The sequence below is a fragment of the Reinekea forsetii genome (assembly GCF_002795845.1).
Lineage (GTDB): Bacteria > Pseudomonadota > Gammaproteobacteria > Pseudomonadales > Natronospirillaceae > Reinekea > Reinekea forsetii.
In genome coordinates this window covers 899,738-920,086 of record NZ_CP011797.1, presented here as the reverse complement: position 1 = coordinate 920,086, position 20,349 = coordinate 899,738, and the positions used below count along the sequence as shown (strand labels likewise).

16 protein-coding genes are annotated in these 20,349 nt (G+C 52.7%); 3 read left to right on the top strand and 13 right to left on the bottom strand.

Annotated elements, in window-relative coordinates:
- Positions 1-17: 17 nt before the first annotated feature.
- The 3 genes from REIFOR_RS04280 to leuS all read right to left on the bottom strand — a co-directional run bounded on the left by REIFOR_RS04280 (position 18) and on the right by leuS (position 4,403).
- Positions 18-617, bottom strand: a complete 600-nt coding sequence (locus tag REIFOR_RS04280; RefSeq protein ID WP_100256392.1) for a LysE/ArgO family amino acid transporter — start codon at positions 615-617, stop codon at positions 18-20.
- Between the two features lie 89 nt (positions 618-706).
- On the bottom strand, positions 707-1,732 hold the full coding sequence (holA, locus tag REIFOR_RS04275) for a DNA polymerase III subunit delta (RefSeq protein ID WP_100256391.1): 1,026 nt from the start codon (positions 1,730-1,732) through the stop codon (positions 707-709).
- 91 nt (positions 1,733-1,823) lie between these two features.
- Positions 1,824-4,403 (bottom strand): leucine--tRNA ligase, encoded by a 2,580-nt coding sequence (gene leuS / locus REIFOR_RS04270; protein ID WP_100256390.1) that lies wholly within the window; start codon positions 4,401-4,403, stop codon positions 1,824-1,826.
- Positions 4,404-4,634: 231 nt separating this feature from the next.
- Between leuS and REIFOR_RS04265 the strand changes: the two genes are divergently transcribed.
- Positions 4,635-5,180 carry a DJ-1 family glyoxalase III gene (locus REIFOR_RS04265; RefSeq protein ID WP_100256389.1) on the top strand — a complete coding sequence of 182 codons (546 nt, stop codon included), beginning with the start codon at positions 4,635-4,637 and terminating at the stop codon, positions 5,178-5,180.
- 120 nt (positions 5,181-5,300) lie between these two features.
- Entirely contained in the window at positions 5,301-5,543 is a 243-nt protein-coding gene (locus tag REIFOR_RS04260; protein ID WP_100256388.1) for a rhodanese-like domain-containing protein, read from the top strand.
- A 73-nt stretch (positions 5,544-5,616) separates the two neighbouring features.
- Here the strand turns inward: REIFOR_RS04260 and REIFOR_RS04255 are convergent, their stop codons facing one another.
- The 6 genes from REIFOR_RS04255 to REIFOR_RS04230 all read right to left on the bottom strand — a co-directional run bounded on the left by REIFOR_RS04255 (position 5,617) and on the right by REIFOR_RS04230 (position 12,814).
- Entirely contained in the window at positions 5,617-6,384 is a 768-nt protein-coding gene (locus tag REIFOR_RS04255; RefSeq protein ID WP_100256387.1) for an amino acid ABC transporter ATP-binding protein, read from the bottom strand.
- A gap of 12 nt (positions 6,385-6,396) precedes the next feature.
- Complete coding sequence (locus REIFOR_RS04250; RefSeq protein ID WP_100256386.1) at positions 6,397-7,512, bottom strand: amino acid ABC transporter permease; 1,116 nt, start codon at positions 7,510-7,512, stop codon at positions 6,397-6,399.
- Between the two features lie 10 nt (positions 7,513-7,522).
- Positions 7,523-8,701, bottom strand: coding sequence for an amino acid ABC transporter permease (locus REIFOR_RS04245; protein ID WP_227003815.1), 1,179 nt, complete (start codon positions 8,699-8,701; stop codon positions 7,523-7,525).
- A 183-nt stretch (positions 8,702-8,884) separates the two neighbouring features.
- Positions 8,885-9,910: an amino acid ABC transporter substrate-binding protein gene (locus REIFOR_RS04240; protein ID WP_100256384.1), complete on the bottom strand. Its 1,026-nt coding sequence runs from the start codon at positions 9,908-9,910 to the stop codon at positions 8,885-8,887.
- A 480-nt stretch (positions 9,911-10,390) separates the two neighbouring features.
- On the bottom strand, positions 10,391-11,323 hold the full coding sequence (gene rlmF, locus REIFOR_RS04235) for a 23S rRNA (adenine(1618)-N(6))-methyltransferase RlmF (RefSeq protein ID WP_100256383.1): 933 nt from the start codon (positions 11,321-11,323) through the stop codon (positions 10,391-10,393).
- 222 nt (positions 11,324-11,545) lie between these two features.
- Positions 11,546-12,814 (bottom strand): L-lactate MFS transporter, encoded by a 1,269-nt coding sequence (locus REIFOR_RS04230; protein ID WP_100256382.1) that lies wholly within the window; start codon positions 12,812-12,814, stop codon positions 11,546-11,548.
- A gap of 364 nt (positions 12,815-13,178) precedes the next feature.
- On the opposite strand from REIFOR_RS04230, the gene REIFOR_RS04225 reads away from it, so the two are divergent.
- Positions 13,179-15,440, top strand: a complete 2,262-nt coding sequence (locus REIFOR_RS04225; protein ID WP_158524286.1) for an ATP-binding protein — start codon at positions 13,179-13,181, stop codon at positions 15,438-15,440.
- Here the strand turns inward: REIFOR_RS04225 and REIFOR_RS04220 are convergent.
- From REIFOR_RS04220 to glnL, 4 genes are all read right to left on the bottom strand, one after another.
- Positions 15,437-16,237 carry a YdcF family protein gene (locus REIFOR_RS04220; protein ID WP_100256380.1) on the bottom strand — a complete coding sequence of 267 codons (801 nt, stop codon included), beginning with the start codon at positions 16,235-16,237 and terminating at the stop codon, positions 15,437-15,439. The genes REIFOR_RS04225 and REIFOR_RS04220 overlap by 4 nt on opposite strands.
- A 151-nt stretch (positions 16,238-16,388) precedes the next feature.
- Entirely contained in the window at positions 16,389-17,609 is a 1,221-nt protein-coding gene (locus REIFOR_RS04215) for an argininosuccinate synthase (RefSeq protein ID WP_100256379.1), read from the bottom strand.
- A gap of 172 nt (positions 17,610-17,781) precedes the next feature.
- Positions 17,782-19,203 (bottom strand): nitrogen regulation protein NR(I), encoded by a 1,422-nt coding sequence (glnG, locus tag REIFOR_RS04210; RefSeq protein ID WP_100256378.1) that lies wholly within the window; start codon positions 19,201-19,203, stop codon positions 17,782-17,784.
- A complete protein-coding gene (glnL, locus tag REIFOR_RS04205) occupies positions 19,196-20,269 on the bottom strand; it encodes a nitrogen regulation protein NR(II) (RefSeq protein ID WP_227003756.1) in 1,074 nt (357 codons plus the stop codon). The genes glnG and glnL overlap by 8 nt, the downstream gene beginning before the upstream one ends.
- Positions 20,270-20,349: the final 80 nt, after the last annotated feature.

The following is a 20,349-nucleotide window of genomic DNA, read 5'->3' as shown; positions in this document are numbered from 1 at the left end:
GGGCCGGTTGATTTTACTCAAACCTTAAAAGCCATAACCACCGCCATCCAGGCCATAAACAGGGCCATCAGGGTGTCGAACAGGCGCCAACGGCGAGGCGAAGACAGCCAGCGACTCAAGGGTTTGCCCGCCGCCGCCAAGGCACTAAACCAGAGGATCGAGGCGCTGGCACTGCCGCTCCAAAAGAGCCAAGGCTGTTGCGAGGCGGCCGCTAAACTGCCCAACAAAACAACGGTATCCAGATAAACATGGGGGTTGAGTAACGACATGGCCAGGGCCGCCAACACCGCCTGGCGCAAACCCAGGGTCGGTTGCTCAAGGTTGGCGGTTAAGCCAGATTGGCCGCGGATCGCGCGCCGGCCAGCCTGCCAGGCTAACACGACCAACAAGAGCACCGCCATCGCCGTGAACCAGGGCACCAGACCGGGCAGCCAAGCTTGAATCCGGGCGAAGGCGACCACGCCGATGGCCATCAGCACGACATCGACGCTCATACAGACCAGCGCGATCGGCCAAGGCCGCTGGCCGCGCAGACTCATGCTGAGCACCCAGGCATTTTGCGAACCGATCGCGACGATCAGCCCCAAGGCCAGGGTCAGCCCGGTGAGATAGATCATTTAAAAGTCCTTGCTAATAAGTGGCGTCGACTGGGTCACAGACCGCAGAGTGCCTGTGCCATTTGCGCTGGCGCGATTGTCAGTGCGCGTTACAGTTGATAGGCCGGTAATTGGGGGGCGCTGATGGCCACCAACATTTCACTGATAAGGGTCCACGGGTCGCCCTTGGTCTGACCTTTGATCATGGCATCGATTTTGGAACAGGCGATCAAACAACGCTGATAGTGGTTAACCGGCGCTCGGCGCATGGCCGATTGATAATCTTTTTGCCGTTGTTCGAAGATACGCAGCCGCTTAAAGACCTCCTGCACCGACTGGTTGTGCACCTGGGCCTCGCACAACTCGATCACCAGGCGCAGCTCTCGACTGATCAGCCAGAGCACAATGGGTGCCTCGATACCTTCACCGGCTAGGCCGTGCATGATTTTCAGTGTTCGGGTGAGATCACCCGACAAAAAAGCCGATGAGAGATCAAACACCGTGTAGCGCGAACTGTCTGAGACACTATTGAGAATCATCTCAGCGCTGACCTGACCAGCCCCCGCGAGCAATTGCAGCTTATCGATTTCCTGTTTCGCCGCGAGCAAATTACCATCGACCCGATCGACCAACAGGGTGAGCGCATCCGGTTCGGGCTGCAGACCCGCCTGCTGCATGCGGGTGCGAATCCAGCCGGACAACTGACTGTGCTCAATTGGCCAGATCGGCAGCCACCAGCCCGCCGCGACCACCTGCAAAAACCACTTGGCCTTAGTCTGGGCAGCCTCAAGTCGATTGGACACGATCACTAACAGGTTGTCCGGATTGGGCTGCGCGATATATTCCATCAGGGCTTTGCGGCCCTTGTCGTTAAACTTAGCGTGCATGCGCAACTCGATCAATTCCCGGTCGCCAAAGAGCGACAGGGACTGGTTGGCGGCGATCAATTCCGAACCGTCAAATGATCCATCGACATCGATCGAGATACGCCCTTCAATACCCGCCTTTTTCGCCTGGGCACGGATCAGATCACTGGCTTCGAGGACCAATAGAGGTTCATCACCACTGAGCCAAATAACCGCTGGCAGCGGCATTGAGGTGAGATTTTTCGCTAATTGAGCGGCGGCAATTTTCATCCGAGTTCCCCGTTAGCGCAGTGCGAGCAGGCCCACCCTAGGGCATCCGGTGTCAGCCAGAGCCCTAAGCGTGCTACCTCTGATGGTGCCGTCAATTGGCCACTATATTGATTAACTTGTTAGGGATCACGATAACCTTGCGAATCGTTACCCCCTCGAGAAACTTCATCACATGTTCATCACTAAGTGCCAAGACTTCAACCTCGTCCTTGGCCATGCTGGCGGGCACTTCAAGCCGCGCCCTCACCTTGCCATTGACCTGAACCACATAGAGCAGCGTATCCTTAACCAGAGCGCTCTGATCGACTGTGGGCCAAGCGGCATCGATGATCAACCCGTCCTGACCCAGTTCCTGCCAGAGACGTTGGCTGATATGCGGCACAATAGGCGATAACATCACCACGATCGCCTGCAAGGCTTCGCCTACCACCGCAGAACTCTGCGCGCCGTCGCCGGTAAATTGATTGACCGCATTGAGCAACTCCATCGTTTTAGCGATTGCGGTATTGAAGGTCTTACGCTCACCAAAGTCGAGCGTGATGCCCTCGATGGTCTCATGGGTCTTGCGCCGCAGCGTTTTCTCGGCGGCGGTGAGATGGCTCGGATCGAGCGCGACCCGGGCGTCACCGCTAACCAACTGATGCACCGCACGCCAGACTCGCTCGAGAAAGCGCTTTGCGCCTTGCACGCCAGCTTCAGTCCACTCAAGGGTTTGTTCCGGGGGCGCGGCAAACATTGAAAACAGCCGGACCGTATCGGCCCCATAGAGATCGATCGCTTGCTGGGGATCCTTGCCGTTCATTTTGGACTTGGACATCTTAGCCATACCGGCGTAGATCAACGCGGCTCCAGTGGCCGTTTCAATGCCCGCGACGATACGGCCCTGCTCATCGCGCTCGGGGGTCACCGCGTCAGGATTGATCCACACCCTGGTGGTGCCATCGAGCCGATACCAAGTTTCTGCCAAGACCATGCCCTGGCACAGCAAACGGGTAAAGGGTTCGTTCGAGTTCACCAGGCCTTCATCGCGCAGCGCCTTGTGAAAGAAACGGGCATACATCAGATGCATGGTGGCGTGTTCAATACCGCCGATATATTGATCGACCGGGAGCCAATAATTGGCCTCTTCCGGCTCGAGCATGCCCTCATCGTAATGGGGCGTGCAGTAACGCGCATAATACCAACTCGATTCCATAAAGGTGTCAAAGGTATCGGTTTCACGCAGCGCCGGCTGCCCTTGCCAGGTAGTTTGCTCGAACTCAGGATTGTTTTTGATCGGTGAATTGATGCCATCGATGGTGACATCATAGGGCAACTCGACCGGAAACTGCTCGGCCGGCTTGGCCACACCATCGACATAGACTACCGGTACCGGGGTGCCCCAATAGCGCTGGCGACTTACGCCCCAGTCTCTGAGCCGATAGTTGGTCGCAACCGAGCCCTTGTTCTGTGCGACCAAAACGGCTGCGATTGCGTCGAAGGCGGCCTCAAAGGTCAAACCGTCGAACTCGCCAGAATGGACCAACTGGCCCTTCTCGGTAAAGGCTTCGAGTTCAATATCGCAGGCTATGGCACTGTCTGCCAGTGGCGCGACGACCTGCTCGATGGCCAAGCCGTATTTGCGGGCAAACTCCCAATCGCGTTGATCGTGGGCCGGCACGGCCATAACCGCACCAGTGCCGTAATCCATAAGTACGAAATTGGCGGCCCAGATGGGCACGGCCTTGCCGGTTAAGGGGTGTATCGCCATCTGACCGGTAGCACAACCCCGTTTTTCCATGGTCGCCATATTGGCTTCAGAGGTCGTCGATTGACGGCATTCATCGATAAACTGCGCCAGCGCCGGATTAGACTGCGCTGCGGCCGTCGCCAACGGGTGTGCCGAGGCCACAGCCAAATAGGTGACGCCCATCAGCGTGTCTGGACGAGTGGTATAGACTTCAACCACGTCCGGGCTGTCCTGCACGGCGAATTGCAAGTTGACGCCTCTGGATTTACCAATCCAGTGACGCTGCATAGCCTTCACTTCCTCGGGCCAACCGGGCAGATTGTCCAGTTCACTGAGTAATTCTTCGGCATAGGCGGTGGTGCGGACAAACCACTGCTCCATCTCTTTGCGTTCGACCGGGGTATCACAACGCCAGCAACAGCCATCGTGAACCTGTTCATTGGCCAATACCGTCATATCGTGTGGGCACCAGTTCACAAAGGACGACTTTTTATAAGCCATGTCCTTGGCCATCAGGCGGGTAAAGAACCATTGTTCCCAACGATAATATTCGGGTTTACAGGTGGTCACCTCACGCTCCCAATCGTAGGCAAAGCCCAGGCTTTTGAGCTGAGTACGCATGTAGTCGATATTTTCCAAGGTCCACTTGGCCGGCGCAACGCCGTGTTTGATGGCCGCATTCTCGGCCGGCATCCCGAAGGCGTCCCAACCCATAGGCTGAATCACATTTTTGCCCAGCATGCGCTGAAAACGACTGATCACATCACCAATGGTATAGTTGCGCACATGGCCCATATGTAAGGCACCGCTAGGATAGGGCAACATCGACAGGCAATAGTACTTCTCCTTATTGGTGTCGACGACGGCCTTAAAGACCTGCTTTTGAGCCCATACTTGCTGGACAGAGCGCTCTATTGCGGCGGGTACGTAACTTGTTTCCATTGATTTTGAAACTCGCATAATGAGGTTATAAAACCCAAGTCTGAAACTCGGATCTACAGAGGCGCCAAGAATAACCCAGACGCCGCCGCTTTAAAACTGATGACAACGGCAAAGGCTGGGTTCAAACTTAACCAGTAGTGCTCTAGCAGCGACAAAGTGACACCCGAACGTCCTGTTCTGGCACTGCCTCAGTCGTTAAATCCTGGATAATAAAACAACAGGAGCACAACCATGAAAACTGTACTAGTCCCCCTAGCAGACGGTTGCGAAGAGCTCGAAGCCGTTGCCATTACCGATATCCTCACCCGAGCCGGTGCCAAGGTAGTCACCGCGGGTCTGCGCCCCGGCCCGATCAAAGCCAGTCGAGGCCTAAAGCTGGTACCCGACACCAGCCTGGCTCAAATCAAAGACCAGCGCTTTGACCTAATTGTCCTGCCCGGCGGTCTACCCGGCTCGATCAGTCTCGCCGAAGACCCAATACTGCACGCCCTATTGCAAGATCAGGACCTCCATAATAGGCCCTTTGCCGCCATCTGTGCGGCGCCCCAAGCTCTGGCCGTCGCCGGCTTACTCACCCAGCGAACGCTAACTTGCTTTCCCGGCGCGCTCGATGCCTTCGATTGCCAATGGACCAATACCGGTGCGGCTATTGAAATAGATGGCAATCTGATTACTGGGCGAGGGCCCGGTGTCGCCATAGACTTTGCCCTCGCGCTGGTGCATCAACTGTTCGGAGCAGAAAAATGTGCCGAGGTGAAACAGGGCCTGGGTATCTAAGATATTGGATTTAAGGATTGTTCCATATTAGAAACAGTGCGGCCAAAAAGATCGGTTGCATTAAAATTAGTAATATCTAATATATATAAATCCAAGTCGTTAGCCCAAGAGGTAATAGCCATGCAGCATTTAGTTGATGTCCGATCTCCTGCCGAGTTTCAAACCGGCCATGCACCCGGTGCAATCAATTTCCCCGTCGAGCAGTTAGCGATCCAGTTGGATGCCGGTTTGGCGATGGCTACCGATGATGAGATCACGGTCTATTGTGCCGCCGGCGGCCGGGCCGGCGTGGCCAAAACGTTGCTGGAGCGAGCCGGATATCTGCACGTAACCAATGGCGGTGGGCTAAGTAATATGCTCTAGAGTTGGCGACACAAAAAAGCCCGAGGTCCATAAGGACCTCGGGCTTTTTTTTTGCGGCCGGCGCTGCGGTTGTTTAGTGACCCAAGATCTGGCTCAAAAACAACTTAGTCCGCTCGTTTTCAGGATTGTCGAAGAAATCCTGCGGATTGTTCTCTTCAATAACTTGACCGGCGTCCATAAAGATCACCCTATCGGCTACTTTACGCGCAAAACCCATTTCGTGGGTTACGCAGATCATGGTCATACCCTCTTCCGCTAGACCGACCATGACATCCAATACCTCGGCGATCATCTCAGGATCGAGCGCCGACGTTGGTTCGTCAAAGAGCATAATCTTCGGCTTCATACAGAGCGACCGCGCAATGGCGACGCGCTGCTGTTGTCCACCGGATAGCTGGCCGGGATACTTCTTAGCCTGGTCCGGAATCTTAACGCGTTCCAGATAATGCATGGCGGTCGCTTCGGCTTCCGCTTTAGGGATCTTACGAACCCACATCGGCGCCAAGGTCAGGTTTTCCAAAATGGTCAAATGCGGAAATAAGTTGAAATGCTGAAAACACATTCCGACTTCCCGACGAACTTCCTCGATGTTCTTAACATCACTGGTCAGCTCGGTGCCATTGACGATGATCTGGCCTTGTTGATGCTCTTCCAGACGGTTAATGCAGCGAATCATGGTGGACTTACCGGAACCTGATGGTCCGCACACAACAATCCGCTCACCCTTCTTCACTGACAAATTAATGTCTTTTAAAACATGAAAATCGCCATACCACTTATGCATCTGGTTGAGCTGGATGACTACTTCTTCCGATAAGTCGCGTTGAACAAATTGAGTCATTACAGAGATTCCTTAATTTCGGTGGCCAGTATCTAAGACACGTTCCAGATGTTGTGAGTAACGGCTCATACTGAAACAAAACACAAAGAAGCCGAGGGCCGCAAAGACGTAGCCTTCAATGGCGAAGCCTAACCAATCGGGATTGGTCGAGGCCAGCTGGGCCATGCCCAACAGATCGAAGAGGCCAATAATCAGGACCAGTGTGGTGTCTTTAAACAAGCCAATAAAGGTATTGACGATGCCAGGGATCACCATTTTCAGTGCCTGCGGCAAAATAATCAGCATGGTGCTTTTCCAGAAGTTCAGACCCAATGCAGCTGCAGCTTCATACTGACCCTTGGGCATGGCCTGCAAGCCACCGCGGACCACTTCAGCCATATAGGCCGATGAAAACAGCGCCACGCCTATTAGAGCACGCACCAGCTTATCGGGGCTCATCTCTTCTGGGACAAACAACGGAAACATAACCGAGGCCATAAAGAGCACGGTGATCAGTGGGATACCACGCCAAAATTCGATGAAGACCACACAGATTGACTTCACCACCGGCATCTCAGAGCGCCGTCCCAACGCGAGTAAAATACCCAAAGGCAGAGACATCACGATACCGGTAACGGCAATCACCAGGGTTAAGAACAAGCCGCCCCAAACCGAGGTTTCAACCATTTCCAGGCCGAAGCTGCCACCGTAGTATAGGTAGAAGCAGATAACCGGAAAGACCACGACCAGAAATAGCACCAAGACGGTCTTGATTTGGCGCGATACCGCGTCAAAAAACAGCGGTGCAGCGGCTGCGATCGCTAAAATATAGGACAGATTGATCCGCCATATTTGCTCGTCGGGATAACGACCATAGATGAGCTGCTCGTACCAAACTCGAATAAACACCCAGCAGGCACCCTCACGCGAGCAAGAACTGCGATCCTCGCCGAGCCAGTCTGCGGAAAAAACCGCCCAATTCAAAAAGGGCGGAACCACTAGCCATACCAGATATAAACTGAAAAACGTCAGGATAGCATTCATCGGACTACTAAAAAAACTCGACCGAACCCAATGCAGGGCGCCCACCGAGTGCTTCGGTGGCGGCAAATTGGGGTGGAGACCAACAGCGTATTTTTGTTCTGTCATTGCAACACTCCTAGCGTTCGACCAAGGCCATTTTCGAGTTATACCAATTCATAAAGAATGAAATGGTCAAACTTAAAAATAGATACACGGCTAATGTCATGCCCATTATTTCAACTGCCTGACCCACCTGATTCAGAGCGGTGCCCGCAAATACGGCGACCAAGTCTGGATAGGCGATGGCGGCTGCCAATGACGAGTTTTTTGTCAAATTGAGATATTGGGACGTTAAGGGCGGAATAATGACCCGCAAGGCTTGCGGTACGACGACCAAGCGAGTTGTCCAGGCCGGTTTGATACCCAAGGCAAAGGCCGCTTCGGTTTGACCCTGATCGACCGCGAGTATTCCGGAACGCACGATCTCGGCGATAAAGGAAGACGTATAGATCGACAACGCAAATACCAGCGATGAAAATTCCGGTGTTAGGGACATGCCACCACGAAAGTTAAAGCCCTTCAAGACCGGGATATCCCACGACATTGGGAAACCGTTCAATGCCGCGATCACAAGGGGCAGGCCAATCAACAGGGCCAACGCCGTGCGGTACACTGGAAACAGCTCACCAGTCGCTTCTTGACGTCTTCGGGCCCATTTGAATAGGACCACGGTACCGATAACCGCTAGGACGAAGCCAATAGCAACCCAGCCAAAGCCTGCTTCATAGATGGGTTTCGGGCCAAACAGACCGCGATTGGTGAGAAATAAATTGCTGCCGAATTCGATGGCCTGCTTCGGATTGGGTAAGGGTCGCAAGACCGCAAAGTACCAGAAAAACAGTTGCAACAGCAGAGGGATGTTACGCAGTGTATCGACATAGATGGCCGCTAAACGCGAAATCAGCCAGTTATTCGACAGACGGGCTATACCCATGCTGAAGCCTAGGATAGTAGCGAAAAAGATACCAATGACCGACACCAGAATGGTGTTGAGCAGGCCGACAAAAAAGGAGTCTAAATAGGTAGAGCTCTCATTATAGTCAATGAGTGTTTCTGCAATGGCAAAGCCAGTATTGGTCGATAAAAAACCAAACCCGGAGGCAATTCCCTGAGATGCCAGGTTGGTCATGGTATTGTTTACCAATGAATAACCGATATACAGCACAATAGCTAAGAACACTATTTGAAATGCTAGGGCACGTTTTTCAGGATCTCGCCAAAAAGGGGGTTTAGCCGGAGCGTTAGTAGCATTCAGTTCGCTCACAAAGGGTCTCCCGGAATTCCATATAAACTAATGAGGGTAGAGAAGTCAGCTGACTTACCTAAAGAATTGTGGAGCTTGGCATACAAGGCTGGATTGATCTGTATATTTTTTATTAGTAAACCACCTCGTAACGAGGTGGTTAGGTAGGACCAATCAACTTTTAATCTTTAACGATTAACGAACTGGTGGCGCGTACATGATGCCGCCATTGTTCCAAAGATTGTTCAGGCCACGCGGCAATTCCAAACCGGAAATGTTGCGGTCCCAAATTTCACCGTAGTTACCTACTAGGCGAATGACGTTATAAGACCATTTGGCGTCCAGTCCAAGGTTTTCACCTAAAGCACCTTCACGACCAACGAATCGAAGTTCCGCGGGTGTCGCTGAGTTGGAATCAACCAACAGGCGAGAGATGTTTGAAGACGTCAGACCCATTTCTTCAGCTTCAACTGTGGCATTGATAACCCAGCTAACAACGTCGAAGAATTGATCATCACCGTGACGAACTGCGGGTCCGAGTGGTTCTTTAGAGATGATTTCCGGCAGCACTACGTGTGCAGCAGGTTCGGCCAGCTTGGTGCGCTGAGCAGCAAGACCAGAAGCATCGGTGGTGTAAACATCACAACGACCTGAATCGTAAGCCGCAACAACTTCGTCTGCCTTAACAAACACAACTGGTTCAAATGTCATGTTATTGGCACGGAAGTAGTCAGCCAAGTTAACTTCGGTAGTTGTTCCTTGGTTGGTACAAACTGAAGCACCATCCAATTCCAAAGCACTGTTAACACCCAGATCTTTACGAACCATGAAGCCCTGACCGTCATAGTAAGTCACGCCGGCAAAGTTGATACCCAAAGACGTGTCACGAGTCTGAGTCCAAGTGGTGTTACGCGACAACATGTCGATTTCACCAGACTGCAGTGCAGTAAAACGCTCAGAAGCCGACAGAGGTGAAAACTTCACCTTAGTAGCATCGCCAAAGATTGCAGCGGCTACGCCGCGACAAAAATCGACGTCGAGACCAGACCACTCACCATTAACATCGGTGTTGGAAAAACCAGGCAAACCCTGGCTAACACCACATTGGACAAAACCCTTAGCTTTTACCTTGTCTAATACTTCTCCAGCCTGGGCCGTAGACATCAAAAGTGATGACGTAAGCGCAACACCTAGAGTCGTTAATAAAGCTTTCTTAATCATGTGAGTCTCCTGAACTTATAATTATTTTCATACACTCCTGATAGGATCAGTGTCATTTTGACCACAAACACCTATCGAACTGCACGTCTAGCCCCGTTAGACTAGCACGCTTATTTTAAAAATCGAACTGTTTAAAATACAAATGTCTGCTAACGCCCTGCCAATGACTCACGACCTGCACTCTATTGGTGCGCCTAGCATTTAGGGCTTTTTGGGTGCACTAAGACGCGACAAAAATCCGTTAATTGGTCATGATTCGATCAAAATGATATGTCAACTAAGTGTAAATAGGTATATGGAGAACCATTTTTGGTCTAACGGTCGAGGCGAAGCTAAAAAACCCGTCCGAATCTTCGTCATCAATCTAATCGAATTCGATTCAATCGCCCGAATAACGGCAACTGTGGCTTCATCAGCCGGCACCTGAAGACGAGTTTGGGCAATTAAGGCCGTCAGCACCAACCCTTGCCATTGGCAGCGCTACATAAGGGCCAATTGAGCAGTGGTTTTAAAGGTCCAGGCCAAAAAGCGACTGTTTTTTTGGCCCTGGGACATGGTGATCACACGGCGATTCTGCACCGGTAAGGCCGCAATCGATTGCTCCAACGTCTTTAAATGCTCTCGCTTTGACACTAGGCAGGTGAACCAACCCACTTGCGTTTGAAATTCAACACTCTCTCGGATCATATTCTGGATAAAGCGCAGCTCACCGCCCTGGCACCACAATTCAGCCTGTTGCCCGCCAAAATTGCGGATCGGTTCGGCCGGCCCCGGCTTGGCTTTTTTAAGGTTGTGGAGTTTTCGGCGAGTACCGACCGCAGCATCGGCCAACGACTTATGAAAAGGCGGGTTGCACAGCGTTAAGTGAAAACGATCCTCGGGCTTGATACAGCCGTGAAAGATCCGTCCCGGCTGCGCTTGGAGCCTGAGTTCAATCTTCGACTTCAGCACCGGGTTAGCCGCAACCAGGGTTTGGGCCGCCGAAATCGATATCGGATCGATATCGCTCGCCACAAAATTCCATCCGTAAACTTGGCTGCCGATGATCGGGTAAATAAGATTGGCACCGGTGCCGATATCGAGAATCCTCACAGCTCCGCGAGGCTGGACGCTCTTCAGGCCGAGTATATCCGCCGCGTAGTGGATGTAATCGGCCCGGCCTGGAATGGGCGGACAGAGGTAGCCTGTTGGAATTGACCAATGCTTAATGCCGTAGAAGTGCGCCAGCAAGGCTCGATTGAGTGCTAGCACCGCCTCCGGGTTGGCGAATTCAACGGTCAGCTGCCCGACTGGATTCTTGACAAAAAACTTAGCCAAAGGGGGATGGCTGTTCGCCAGCTGAACCAGATCGTATCGGCCCTGATGCTTATTACGCGGATGCAGCTGACCGGTTATGGGCTTCTTGGCAGTCATGTCGGCGCGAGTCTCTTATGATAATGGGGGCATCAGATCATAAAGCCGATGCACACACAAACCAGGGCGGCTAATTTCGGCGGAAAAGCAAAACGGCCGACGCTGAATTGGGGAACTTTAGCCCGCCAGCCCTACCCACCACCAAGGCAAGCAACAGATCCAATACGCCCTATTCAGTTGCTAGCCTCGCAACATCGACACCAGCGGTGGCGATAGCCCTAGTTAGGCTATGGACGGCTGGCCATTTAATTCGGCACGGGCGCGCTTGATATAGAGAATCATGGCAATTGAAACGCCCAGTGCCACCACAAAAGCACCCGAGAAAATATAGAGGGTCGCCTCATATGAGCCTGTCACGGTATGTAGGTAGGCATTAATTTGTGGCCCGGCCAGACCGGCAAAAGCCCAAGCGGTTAAGATATAGCCGTGAATCGCACCTAGCTCCTTGGTCCCGAATAGATCGCCGATAAAGGCTGGCAAGGTCGCAAAACCGCCGCCATAACAGCTTAAGATGGTAAACACGACAATCTGAAAGGCTACCAGGGAGGTTAGATTGGGTAATAGAATGAAGGCCACGATCTGGATAAGAAAGAACGCCATATAGGTATTGCCACGGCCGATAACATCGGAGAAGGATGCCCAACCGATACGGCCCAGACCATTGAACAGCGACATTAAACCGACCATGGTTGCGGCTTGAGTCGCGGTTAAGCCCATTGTTTCTTGTGCCAAGGGTGACGCTGAATAGATCACGCCAAGACCACAGGAAATATTAATAAACATCATGATCCAGAGGCCATAGAACGGAGCCTTTTTGATGGCTTCGTTAGCCATAAGCTGAGATAAATCCTGAGTAACCGTTCTCTCGCCAGCGTCAACCGCCGCTTGCATACCGGCTGGCAGCCAACCCTGGGGGGGGCGTTCCAAGTAGGACGCGGAGGCAAACATCACTACCAGGTAGACCAGCCCCATGATGAACCAAGTATAGGCGATACCGCCACCGGCCACGGTGAAAGTCTCAATAATATAGTTAAACACGGGTGCGCCGATCATGGCACCAAAACCAAAACCCATAATCGCTAGACCAGTAGCCAGACCGCGCCGGTCCGGGAACCACTTGACCAGTGTTGATACGGGGGTGATATAACCGATGCCTAGACCGATGCCGCCTAAAACCCCATACCCTAACCAAATGACATAGAGATTCTGAATATAGGCACCCAAGCCGGCGATTAGCATGCCGCCGCCAAAGAAGCTGGCCGCCAAAATGCCCGCCTTGCGGGGGCCGTGACGTTCGACAAAGTGGCCCATAATGGCCGCAGCCATACCTAGAAAAAATATTGCCAAGCTAAACGTCATCGCGATTTCATTGTTTGTCGCCGTGTCTATTAGCTGTCCCAACGGTTTTTTAAATACGCTGAAGGCGTACACTGAACCAATTGAGGCATGCACGCCCACAGCAGATGCTGCGATAAGCCAACGGTTTTTCATGCCGAATCTCCTAGGGGTTTATATCTGCGCAAGAGAATAACCGGTAGGAATATTACAAAGTTGATCGGAATCAACGAACAATCACGTTAAGAATGTAGTGATAATTACATTGTCATGAGTCCTATTGAACTGAATCGGCTGATCAAGCCAGCATGGCCGAGCATGAGTTTGGGAGCTAAACGGATCACCGAGCCCGGTTGCTGTTGACACCGGTAAAATTGACAACCATTTCGTTGCTGTTAGCCTTTGGGTCACTCAGCTCACTAAGTATCAGCCAACAATGATAAATCTATCGGCCCAAACACTAAGGCGATCATGCGTTTTCGGTACGGGTTCACTGCTCGCTCGATTTGCCTTGGCTCTTATGTTGCTTGTCGCCCATCCAGTTTCAGCCGCTAACGCAGATGCCTTCTGGCTCGATGACAGCCTTAGTGACTCCTCAACCGGCTGGCGTGAATTGCTCGCATTGGAACCTGGGCAACTGATTGCGCGCGCGGATAGGTTGCCGCGAACGGGCGGTACTTTTTGGCATCTGATGTCGGCCCAGGTCCTGGCCGACAAACCGCTGGTGATCGATTTTAAAAACTCCTCGGTAGTTGGTCTGTTCAGTCATTTTGTGATCGACGCACACGGTGAGGCAGTTGCGGCCTACCATGGCGGCATTCAAAGTACCGAGGTGAATGGTTATTTCTTACGCCATGGCCGCGCCCTGTCGGTGCCGCCCGGTCAATATCGTATTTTTACCCGTATGAGTACGCCCTTTTCAATGGGCCAACCCACTCCAGCCCTCTATGACCAGGCATCCTATCAAGAATCGATCAAGCTCAGTAATGGCCTAACCTTGATGGCGCTGGGCATGTTCCTGGCTCTGGGTCTGTATTACCTCATCCTCGGGTTGGTGCGCCATCATCTAGCCGACTTTTTCTACTCGATGTTTATCTTCGGCAACCTCATTTACAACGCGACCGCATTAAATGTCTTCAGTGATATATTCGCTTGGCCAATCATCTATAGCATCAGCTTAACCGTCATGGCGTCCAACCTTGCCTACATGGGCTTTGTGATGTGTTTGCTTGGCATCGCCCCACACCGCACCCCTTGGCTGTACAAAGCTGGCCTATTATCAATTGCGACAATTGCCTCATTTTGGCTGCTGTTACCGTTATTACCTCAATACAGCTATCAGTTTGCGGGCCTTGGAGCCGTGATCTTTGCTCTCTATGGCTTAACTGCCGGCATTGCCCTGACGCGTCGGGGTCACAAGACGGCACGCTATTATCTGATTGCCAATATTGCCTTTATTATCGTTGCCTTTGGGATTCCGCTCTTTCTTTCCCTCACGACACAACTCCAGACCAATTCCATTCTATTTGTTGAACACCTGGGCTTGATCGCCGTTGCCATAGAAGTCGTGTTGTTATCCTTAGTGTTGGGCCATCAACTGAATATTATTTACCTTGAAAAATCCGCTAGCCTGCTTGCTGCTCGAGAGGCGATCTTCGCTGCCGATCAGGCAGTGCGTAGCAAGGAGCGATTCTTGGCAAACATCAGTCATGAATTACGCACCCCGCTCACTGCCATTCGAGGCTCGGTCGAACTGTTAAACGAACAGGTCGACAAACCGAAGAAATTGGCACACTTGGCCGTAATTGACCATGCTTCGTCGTTTCTTCTGTTCCTAATTAACGATATTTTGGATCTTGCCAAACTAAAGAACAACAAGCTTACGATTGACAATCAGCCCTTTAATATTCAATCCCTGGCCGAGCAAATCGCCCGCATCTATGCCGCTGGCTTTGGTAACAATCCCGCAGCCAGGTTCGAACTGATCATTGCGCCCGAACTGCCAAAGTGGATCATAGGCGATCAACAACGCATCGAACAGGTCATTGCCAATCTACTCAGTAACGCCTTTAAATTTGCCCCCCAAGGCACGGTGACACTCGAGCTTTCAGTCGACATACGGTCTCAACTGGTTAAAATTTCAGTCATCGACAATGGCATCGGCATGGATCCCAAGAGCGTACAGGACATGTTTAGACCCTTTTCGCAGGCGGATTCATCGACGTCAAGACTCTATGGCGGAACCGGTTTAGGCCTGACCATTGCACGCGATCTGGTTGAGCTGATGGCGGGGCAGATCGGTGCGGAAAGCCAATTGGGCCTAGGCAGCCAGGTTTGGTTCACCTTGCCACTTATTGTCGCGCCGGCACCCGCAGGCCCTCTCGAGGAGGCAGTACAGCCTAGCCAACCCGACTTTGAGGGACGTCGCATCGTTGTTGTTGATGATAATGAAGTCAATTTAAAAGTGGTCTGTGGCTTGTTGAAACGCCTCAACATCGAGATTAAACCCTTTAGTCGGGCTCAAGCGGCTCTGGACTATGTGGGCCAACATCCTATCGATCTGGTCATTATGGATATACAAATGCCCGAAATGGATGGATTAACGGCAACAAAAACTTTACGCGAGCGCGGCTTCACCCAGCCTATTATCGCCTTCACGGCGAACTCAAGCGAACAGGATCGACAGGACTGCCTGGTCGCCGGGACAGATGATATTTTAGTGAAGCCAATCAAGCGGCAAGCATTGGTCGATATGCTGTTGAAGTGGCCCGTTACCCGCTAACAACGTGGGGGAAATAAATAACTGCTTTTGCCCGTGCCACGATACACCACCAGACCCAGCCATTCGTGTAAAACCCGCTCCAGCTCCTGCAGATGCTTGGCCAGTTGCCAATTAGGACGCCAGGACAGGCCGGCATAGTAGTGGTCCACCGGGTAGGGCGTGACCGACCAACCTTGCTGGCAAAAGACCCCCACCGAGCGTGGCATATGGTATGCGCTGGTGATCAACCACCAGCGCTCGCCGATTTTGGGGGTCACCAGTCGCTTGCTGAAGCGAGCGTTTTCATCGGTGTTGCGACTCTCGTTTTCCAACGTTAAGCGCGTCTGGTCGAGACCAAAATCCCGATACAGAGCCTGTGCCCAATGAGCTTCCTTCAGCCCTTGACTAAACACGCGGCCCGATCCGCCGGTAAAGACTAGCTTAGCAGCCGGATAGCGCTCGGCCAGCATCAGAAAGGCCAGCTCGCGTTCCGCGGCGTGATTCAACTCCCATTGTTGCCAATAATCGGCTTGCTCGGTCTGCCATGCCCCACCAAGCACGATAATGCCATCGGGAGCCGGTGCATCCGGCACAGGAATCGCACTATAGGATTCTAATGGCTCAGCCAACCATTGGCCGACCGGATAGGCACCAATCAGTAAAATAAGCCCGATCTCTAGAGCCCAAGTACAGCGCGCCCATATCAGCCACCCTAAGCGGTTCAATAAAAGCGCCAGCAGCGGGATCAACACAAGCCAATTGGCCGGTGAAATGAACATCCAGATCAGTTTTGAGGCGATAAAGAAGAGGTTATCCAATCGACATTCCCTTGCTTAAGGACGACACCCCAGGCGGGCGCTAGGATACCAACGGACGAATATGCACAAGGTGGTTGAGCGAGATCGCCGTCGATTCACGAAGAGGACTCCGCCACGACACCTGAAGGATCGGGACGGAGTATAGCTCGGTTTAGAGCGGACTACGGCCTTTGGCGGCAGCAATCTTTAAGCGTAAGGCGTTCAGTTTAATGAAACCCTCAGCGTCTTTCTGGTTGTAAGCGCCGGCGTCGTCTTCCATGGTCGCCATTTTCTCATCAAACAGGCTGTCGTCGGATTTACGGCCCACCACGGTCACATTGCCCTTGTAGAGCTTCAAGCGGACTGTGCCATTAACCGGCTCTTGCGAGGCGTCGATCATCTTCTGCAACAATTGACGCTCCGGGCTCCACCAATAGCCGTTATAGATCAGCTCGGCGTATTTCGGCATCAGGCTGTCTTTTAAATGAGCAACCTCGCGATCCAGGGTAATGGATTCGATGGCACGATGAGCACGCATCATGATGGTGCCACCGGGTGTTTCATAACAACCGCGTGCTTTCATACCAACATAGCGATTCTCGACCAGATCCAGACGTCCGATACCGTTGTCGCCACCAACCTTATTCAGATAGGTCAGGACTTCGGCCGGAGTCATTGCCTGGTCATCGATGGCGACAATGTCACCGGTGAGGTACGACAGTTCAATATAGGTGGCTTGATCGGGGGCCGCTTCGGGGCTGACACTCCAGCGCCACATCTCTTCCTCGGCTTCGGTCCATGGATCTTCCAGGATGCCACTTTCATAGGAAATATGCAGCAGGTTGGCATCCATCGAATAGGGCGATTTTTTGCCCGCCTTGTTGAAATCGACCGGGATATCATGTTTGGCGCAATAGTCCATCAGCGTTTCACGCGACGTCAGATCCCATTCACGCCAAGGCGCAATCACCTTCACACCGGGCTTCAAGGCATAGGCACCCAACTCAAAGCGAACCTGATCGTTACCCTTACCGGTGGCACCATGAGAGATAGCATCCGCACCGGTTTCATTGGCGATTTCGATTAATCGCTTGGCGATCAGGGGCCGGGCAATAGAGGTGCCGAGTAAGTACTCACCCTCATAGATGGCATTGGCGCGAAACATCGGGAAAACGAAGTCACGGACGAATTCTTCACGCAAGTCTTCGATGTAGATTTCTTTGATGCCCAGGGCTTTAGCCTTGGCGCGGGCGGGTTCAACTTCTTCACCCTGACCCAGGTCGGCGGTAAAGGTGACCACTTCACACTTATAAGTCTCAGTAATCCATTTAGCGATCACCGAGGTATCGAGACCGCCAGAATAGGCCAACACAACTTTTTTAATATCTGACATATGCACTCCCGGCATTGAGTTCAGTTAATTTCGGGCACATTGTATGGATTGACGTCGCCAAGCACCAGTAAAATGCCGACAATAACCTGTTTCATCCGGCCTATTGGTACGCCATGAAAAAGCGAGCCCTAAGCTCGCCCTGTTGATTGCGTTGATACCCGTCAATTCTGGATCAATCCGATTCGTCATGGCCGTCATCGAGGCCCAGCTCTTTGATCTTACGGGTCAGGGTGTTACGACCCCAGCCGAGCAATTCGGCGGCGTCCCGACGCCGACCCGCGGTGTGTTTCAGCGCGGTTTCAATCATCACCCGTTCAAAGGCGGGGATCGCCAGATCAAGAATACGGTTCTCGCCGCGGGCTAACTCACGATCAGTCCAGTTGCGCAGCGATTGTTCCCAGTTCTCATGACCGCCACCCGGCGTAACCTCCTCGACCAGCTCCGGCGGCAAGTCATTCACCAAGACTTCCCGGCCCGAGGCCATCACGGTAATCCAGCGGCAAATATTTTCCAGCTGGCGGACGTTACCGGGCCAGGGCAACCGGGTCAGGTAAGACTGGGTATCCGGTCGCAAGGTTTTGGCTTCGACGCCCAGTTCTTTGGCCGCCTTGTGCAGGAAGAAGTCGAGTAACTTAGGAATATCCTCCTGCCGATCGGACAATTTGGGGATGTGAATTCGAATCACATTCAAGCGGTGAAACAAATCTTCACGAAAACGCCCGTCTTCGACCAGCTGCTCAAGGTTTTGATGGGTTGCGGCAATGATGCGCACATCCACCTTGATCGGCAAATGCCCACCGACCCGGTAAAATTCGCTGTCGGACAGCACCCGCAACAGACGCGTCTGAGTTTCAGCCGGCATATCGCCGATCTCATCGAGAAACAGCGTGCCACCATCGGCCTGTTCAAAGCGGCCGCGACGTAAATTCTGCGCACCGGTAAAGGCGCCCTTCTCGTGGCCAAACAGTTCCGATTCCATCAGATCACGGGGGATGGCCGCCATATTCAGGGCAATAAAGGGCTCGGTCTTACGCGGACTGTGCCGGTGCAGGGCCTGAGCCACCAATTCTTTACCGGTACCGGACTCACCATTGATCAATACAGTTATATTGCTTTGCGATAAACGCCCGATGGCTCGAAACACTTCCTGCATGGCCGGCGCTTCACCGATAATTTCAGTTGGCGACTCCTCAACAAAAACCGCTTCTTTGGGTTGGTGCTTCGCTCGGTGCTCGATTGCTCGCTCGACCAAGGCCAACGCCTCGTCGACATCAAATGGCTTGGGTAAATACTCGAAGGCGCCGCCCTGAAACGACGACACCGCGCTGTCTAGGTCAGAATGGGCAGTCATAATAATCACCGGGATATCGGGATGCTCTTCCTGCATCCGCGCCAACAACTCCAGCCCGCCCATGCCATCCATACGCACGTCGCTGATAATGACATCGGGGGTCTGGGTCGATATCTTGCGCAGCAGGGCTTCACCACTTTCGAACACCGAGCAATCATGGCCCTGTTTGCTGATAGCGCGTTCCAACACCCAGCGGATAGAACGGTCGTCATCAACCACCCAGATAGTCTTGGTCTTACTCATCTATTGTCTCCAAGGGAAGATGGACGGTAAATAATGTCTGCCCCGCTTCGCTTTCACACGCTACGGAACCATTGTGTAATTCAACCAACTGTTGCACCAGCGATAAACCCAAGCCCGTGCCCGAGGCACGACCGGAGATCATCGGATAGAATATTTTTTCCAGCATATCGCGCTCAATGCCAGGGCCATTGTCGATTACATCGATACGCGCAACGATACGGTGGCGTTTTTGTCGGATGGTATATTGGCGCACGGTACGGGATCGGAAGCGAATTACCGCAGCCGATTGATCGCTTTCCGACAGGGCCTGCAGGGCATTGCGGGCGATATTGAGAAAGACCTGGATCAGTTGTGCCTCGTCCCCGAGAAACTCCGGAATGCTCGGATCGTAGTCGCGAATCAGGGTCACACGATCACCTGCTTCGGCCTTGATAAGCGCCAATACACGCTCTAGGACCTGATGAATATTCAATTGCGAGAAGGCCGGCATCTGGTGACTGCCCAATAACCGGTCGACCAAATTACGCAATCGATCGGCTTCCTTGATGATTACCCGGGTGTACTCCTGCAGCTCATCACTGGGCAATTCGCTCGCCAATAGCTGGGCGGCACCGCGAATACCACCGAGCGGATTCTTGATTTCATGCGCCAGGCCGCGCACCAAATGCCGACTGGTCTCGGTATGATCCACTCGACCCTCATCGCGGCTGATGCGCACCGATCGGTCGGCCGGTACCATTTCCACAATTAGGTGTATTTGGTTCCTATCCATAACGGGACTGACAATAAAGTCGAGTGTCAGGAGTTCTCGGCTCTGCATTTGCCAGCTGGCCGAGCGCACCGATACCGAAGCGCCCTCCTGAACAACCGACGCCAGCAGAGACCGAATTTCATCCGGTTGGGCAAACAGGCTATCAAAGGCATGGCCGAGCAGTTGTTTTTCGGAACGCACCAGTAGGAGTTCGGCGGCAGAGTTAATATGCTCCACGACACAGGACCCATCCAGCACCACTACTGCCGTATATTGATGTGCCATAATGCGTCGAAATGCTGAATCCTTATCCACCAAGGTAATCATCCTAGTCTGAGTATGAGTGAGAAACGCAAGAAACAGGCCAGTCCGCTACTCATGCAGTATTATTTGAT

Coding starts and splice junctions, on each gene's coding strand:
- REIFOR_RS04260 (WP_100256388.1), top strand. CDS start 5,301: ATGCAGCATTTAGTTGATGTCCGATCTCCTGCCGAGTTTCAAACCGGC.
- REIFOR_RS04280 (WP_100256392.1), bottom strand. CDS start 617: ATGATCTATCTCACCGGGCTGACCCTGGCCTTGGGGCTGATCGTCGCG.
- rlmF (WP_100256383.1), bottom strand. CDS start 11,323: ATGACTGCCAAGAAGCCCATAACCGGTCAGCTGCATCCGCGTAATAAG.
- holA (WP_100256391.1), bottom strand. CDS start 1,732: ATGAAAATTGCCGCCGCTCAATTAGCGAAAAATCTCACCTCAATGCCG.
- REIFOR_RS04255 (WP_100256387.1), bottom strand. CDS start 6,384: ATGACTCAATTTGTTCAACGCGACTTATCGGAAGAAGTAGTCATCCAG.
- REIFOR_RS04215 (WP_100256379.1), bottom strand. CDS start 17,609: ATGTCAGATATTAAAAAAGTTGTGTTGGCCTATTCTGGCGGTCTCGAT.
- REIFOR_RS04265 (WP_100256389.1), top strand. CDS start 4,635: ATGAAAACTGTACTAGTCCCCCTAGCAGACGGTTGCGAAGAGCTCGAA.
- leuS (WP_100256390.1), bottom strand. CDS start 4,403: ATGGAAACAAGTTACGTACCCGCCGCAATAGAGCGCTCTGTCCAGCAA.
- REIFOR_RS04250 (WP_100256386.1), bottom strand. CDS start 7,512: ATGACAGAACAAAAATACGCTGTTGGTCTCCACCCCAATTTGCCGCCA.
- glnG (WP_100256378.1), bottom strand. CDS start 19,203: ATGAGTAAGACCAAGACTATCTGGGTGGTTGATGACGACCGTTCTATC.
- REIFOR_RS04230 (WP_100256382.1), bottom strand. CDS start 12,814: ATGAAAAACCGTTGGCTTATCGCAGCATCTGCTGTGGGCGTGCATGCC.
- REIFOR_RS04225 (WP_158524286.1), top strand. CDS start 13,179: ATGTTGCTTGTCGCCCATCCAGTTTCAGCCGCTAACGCAGATGCCTTC.
- REIFOR_RS04240 (WP_100256384.1), bottom strand. CDS start 9,910: ATGATTAAGAAAGCTTTATTAACGACTCTAGGTGTTGCGCTTACGTCA.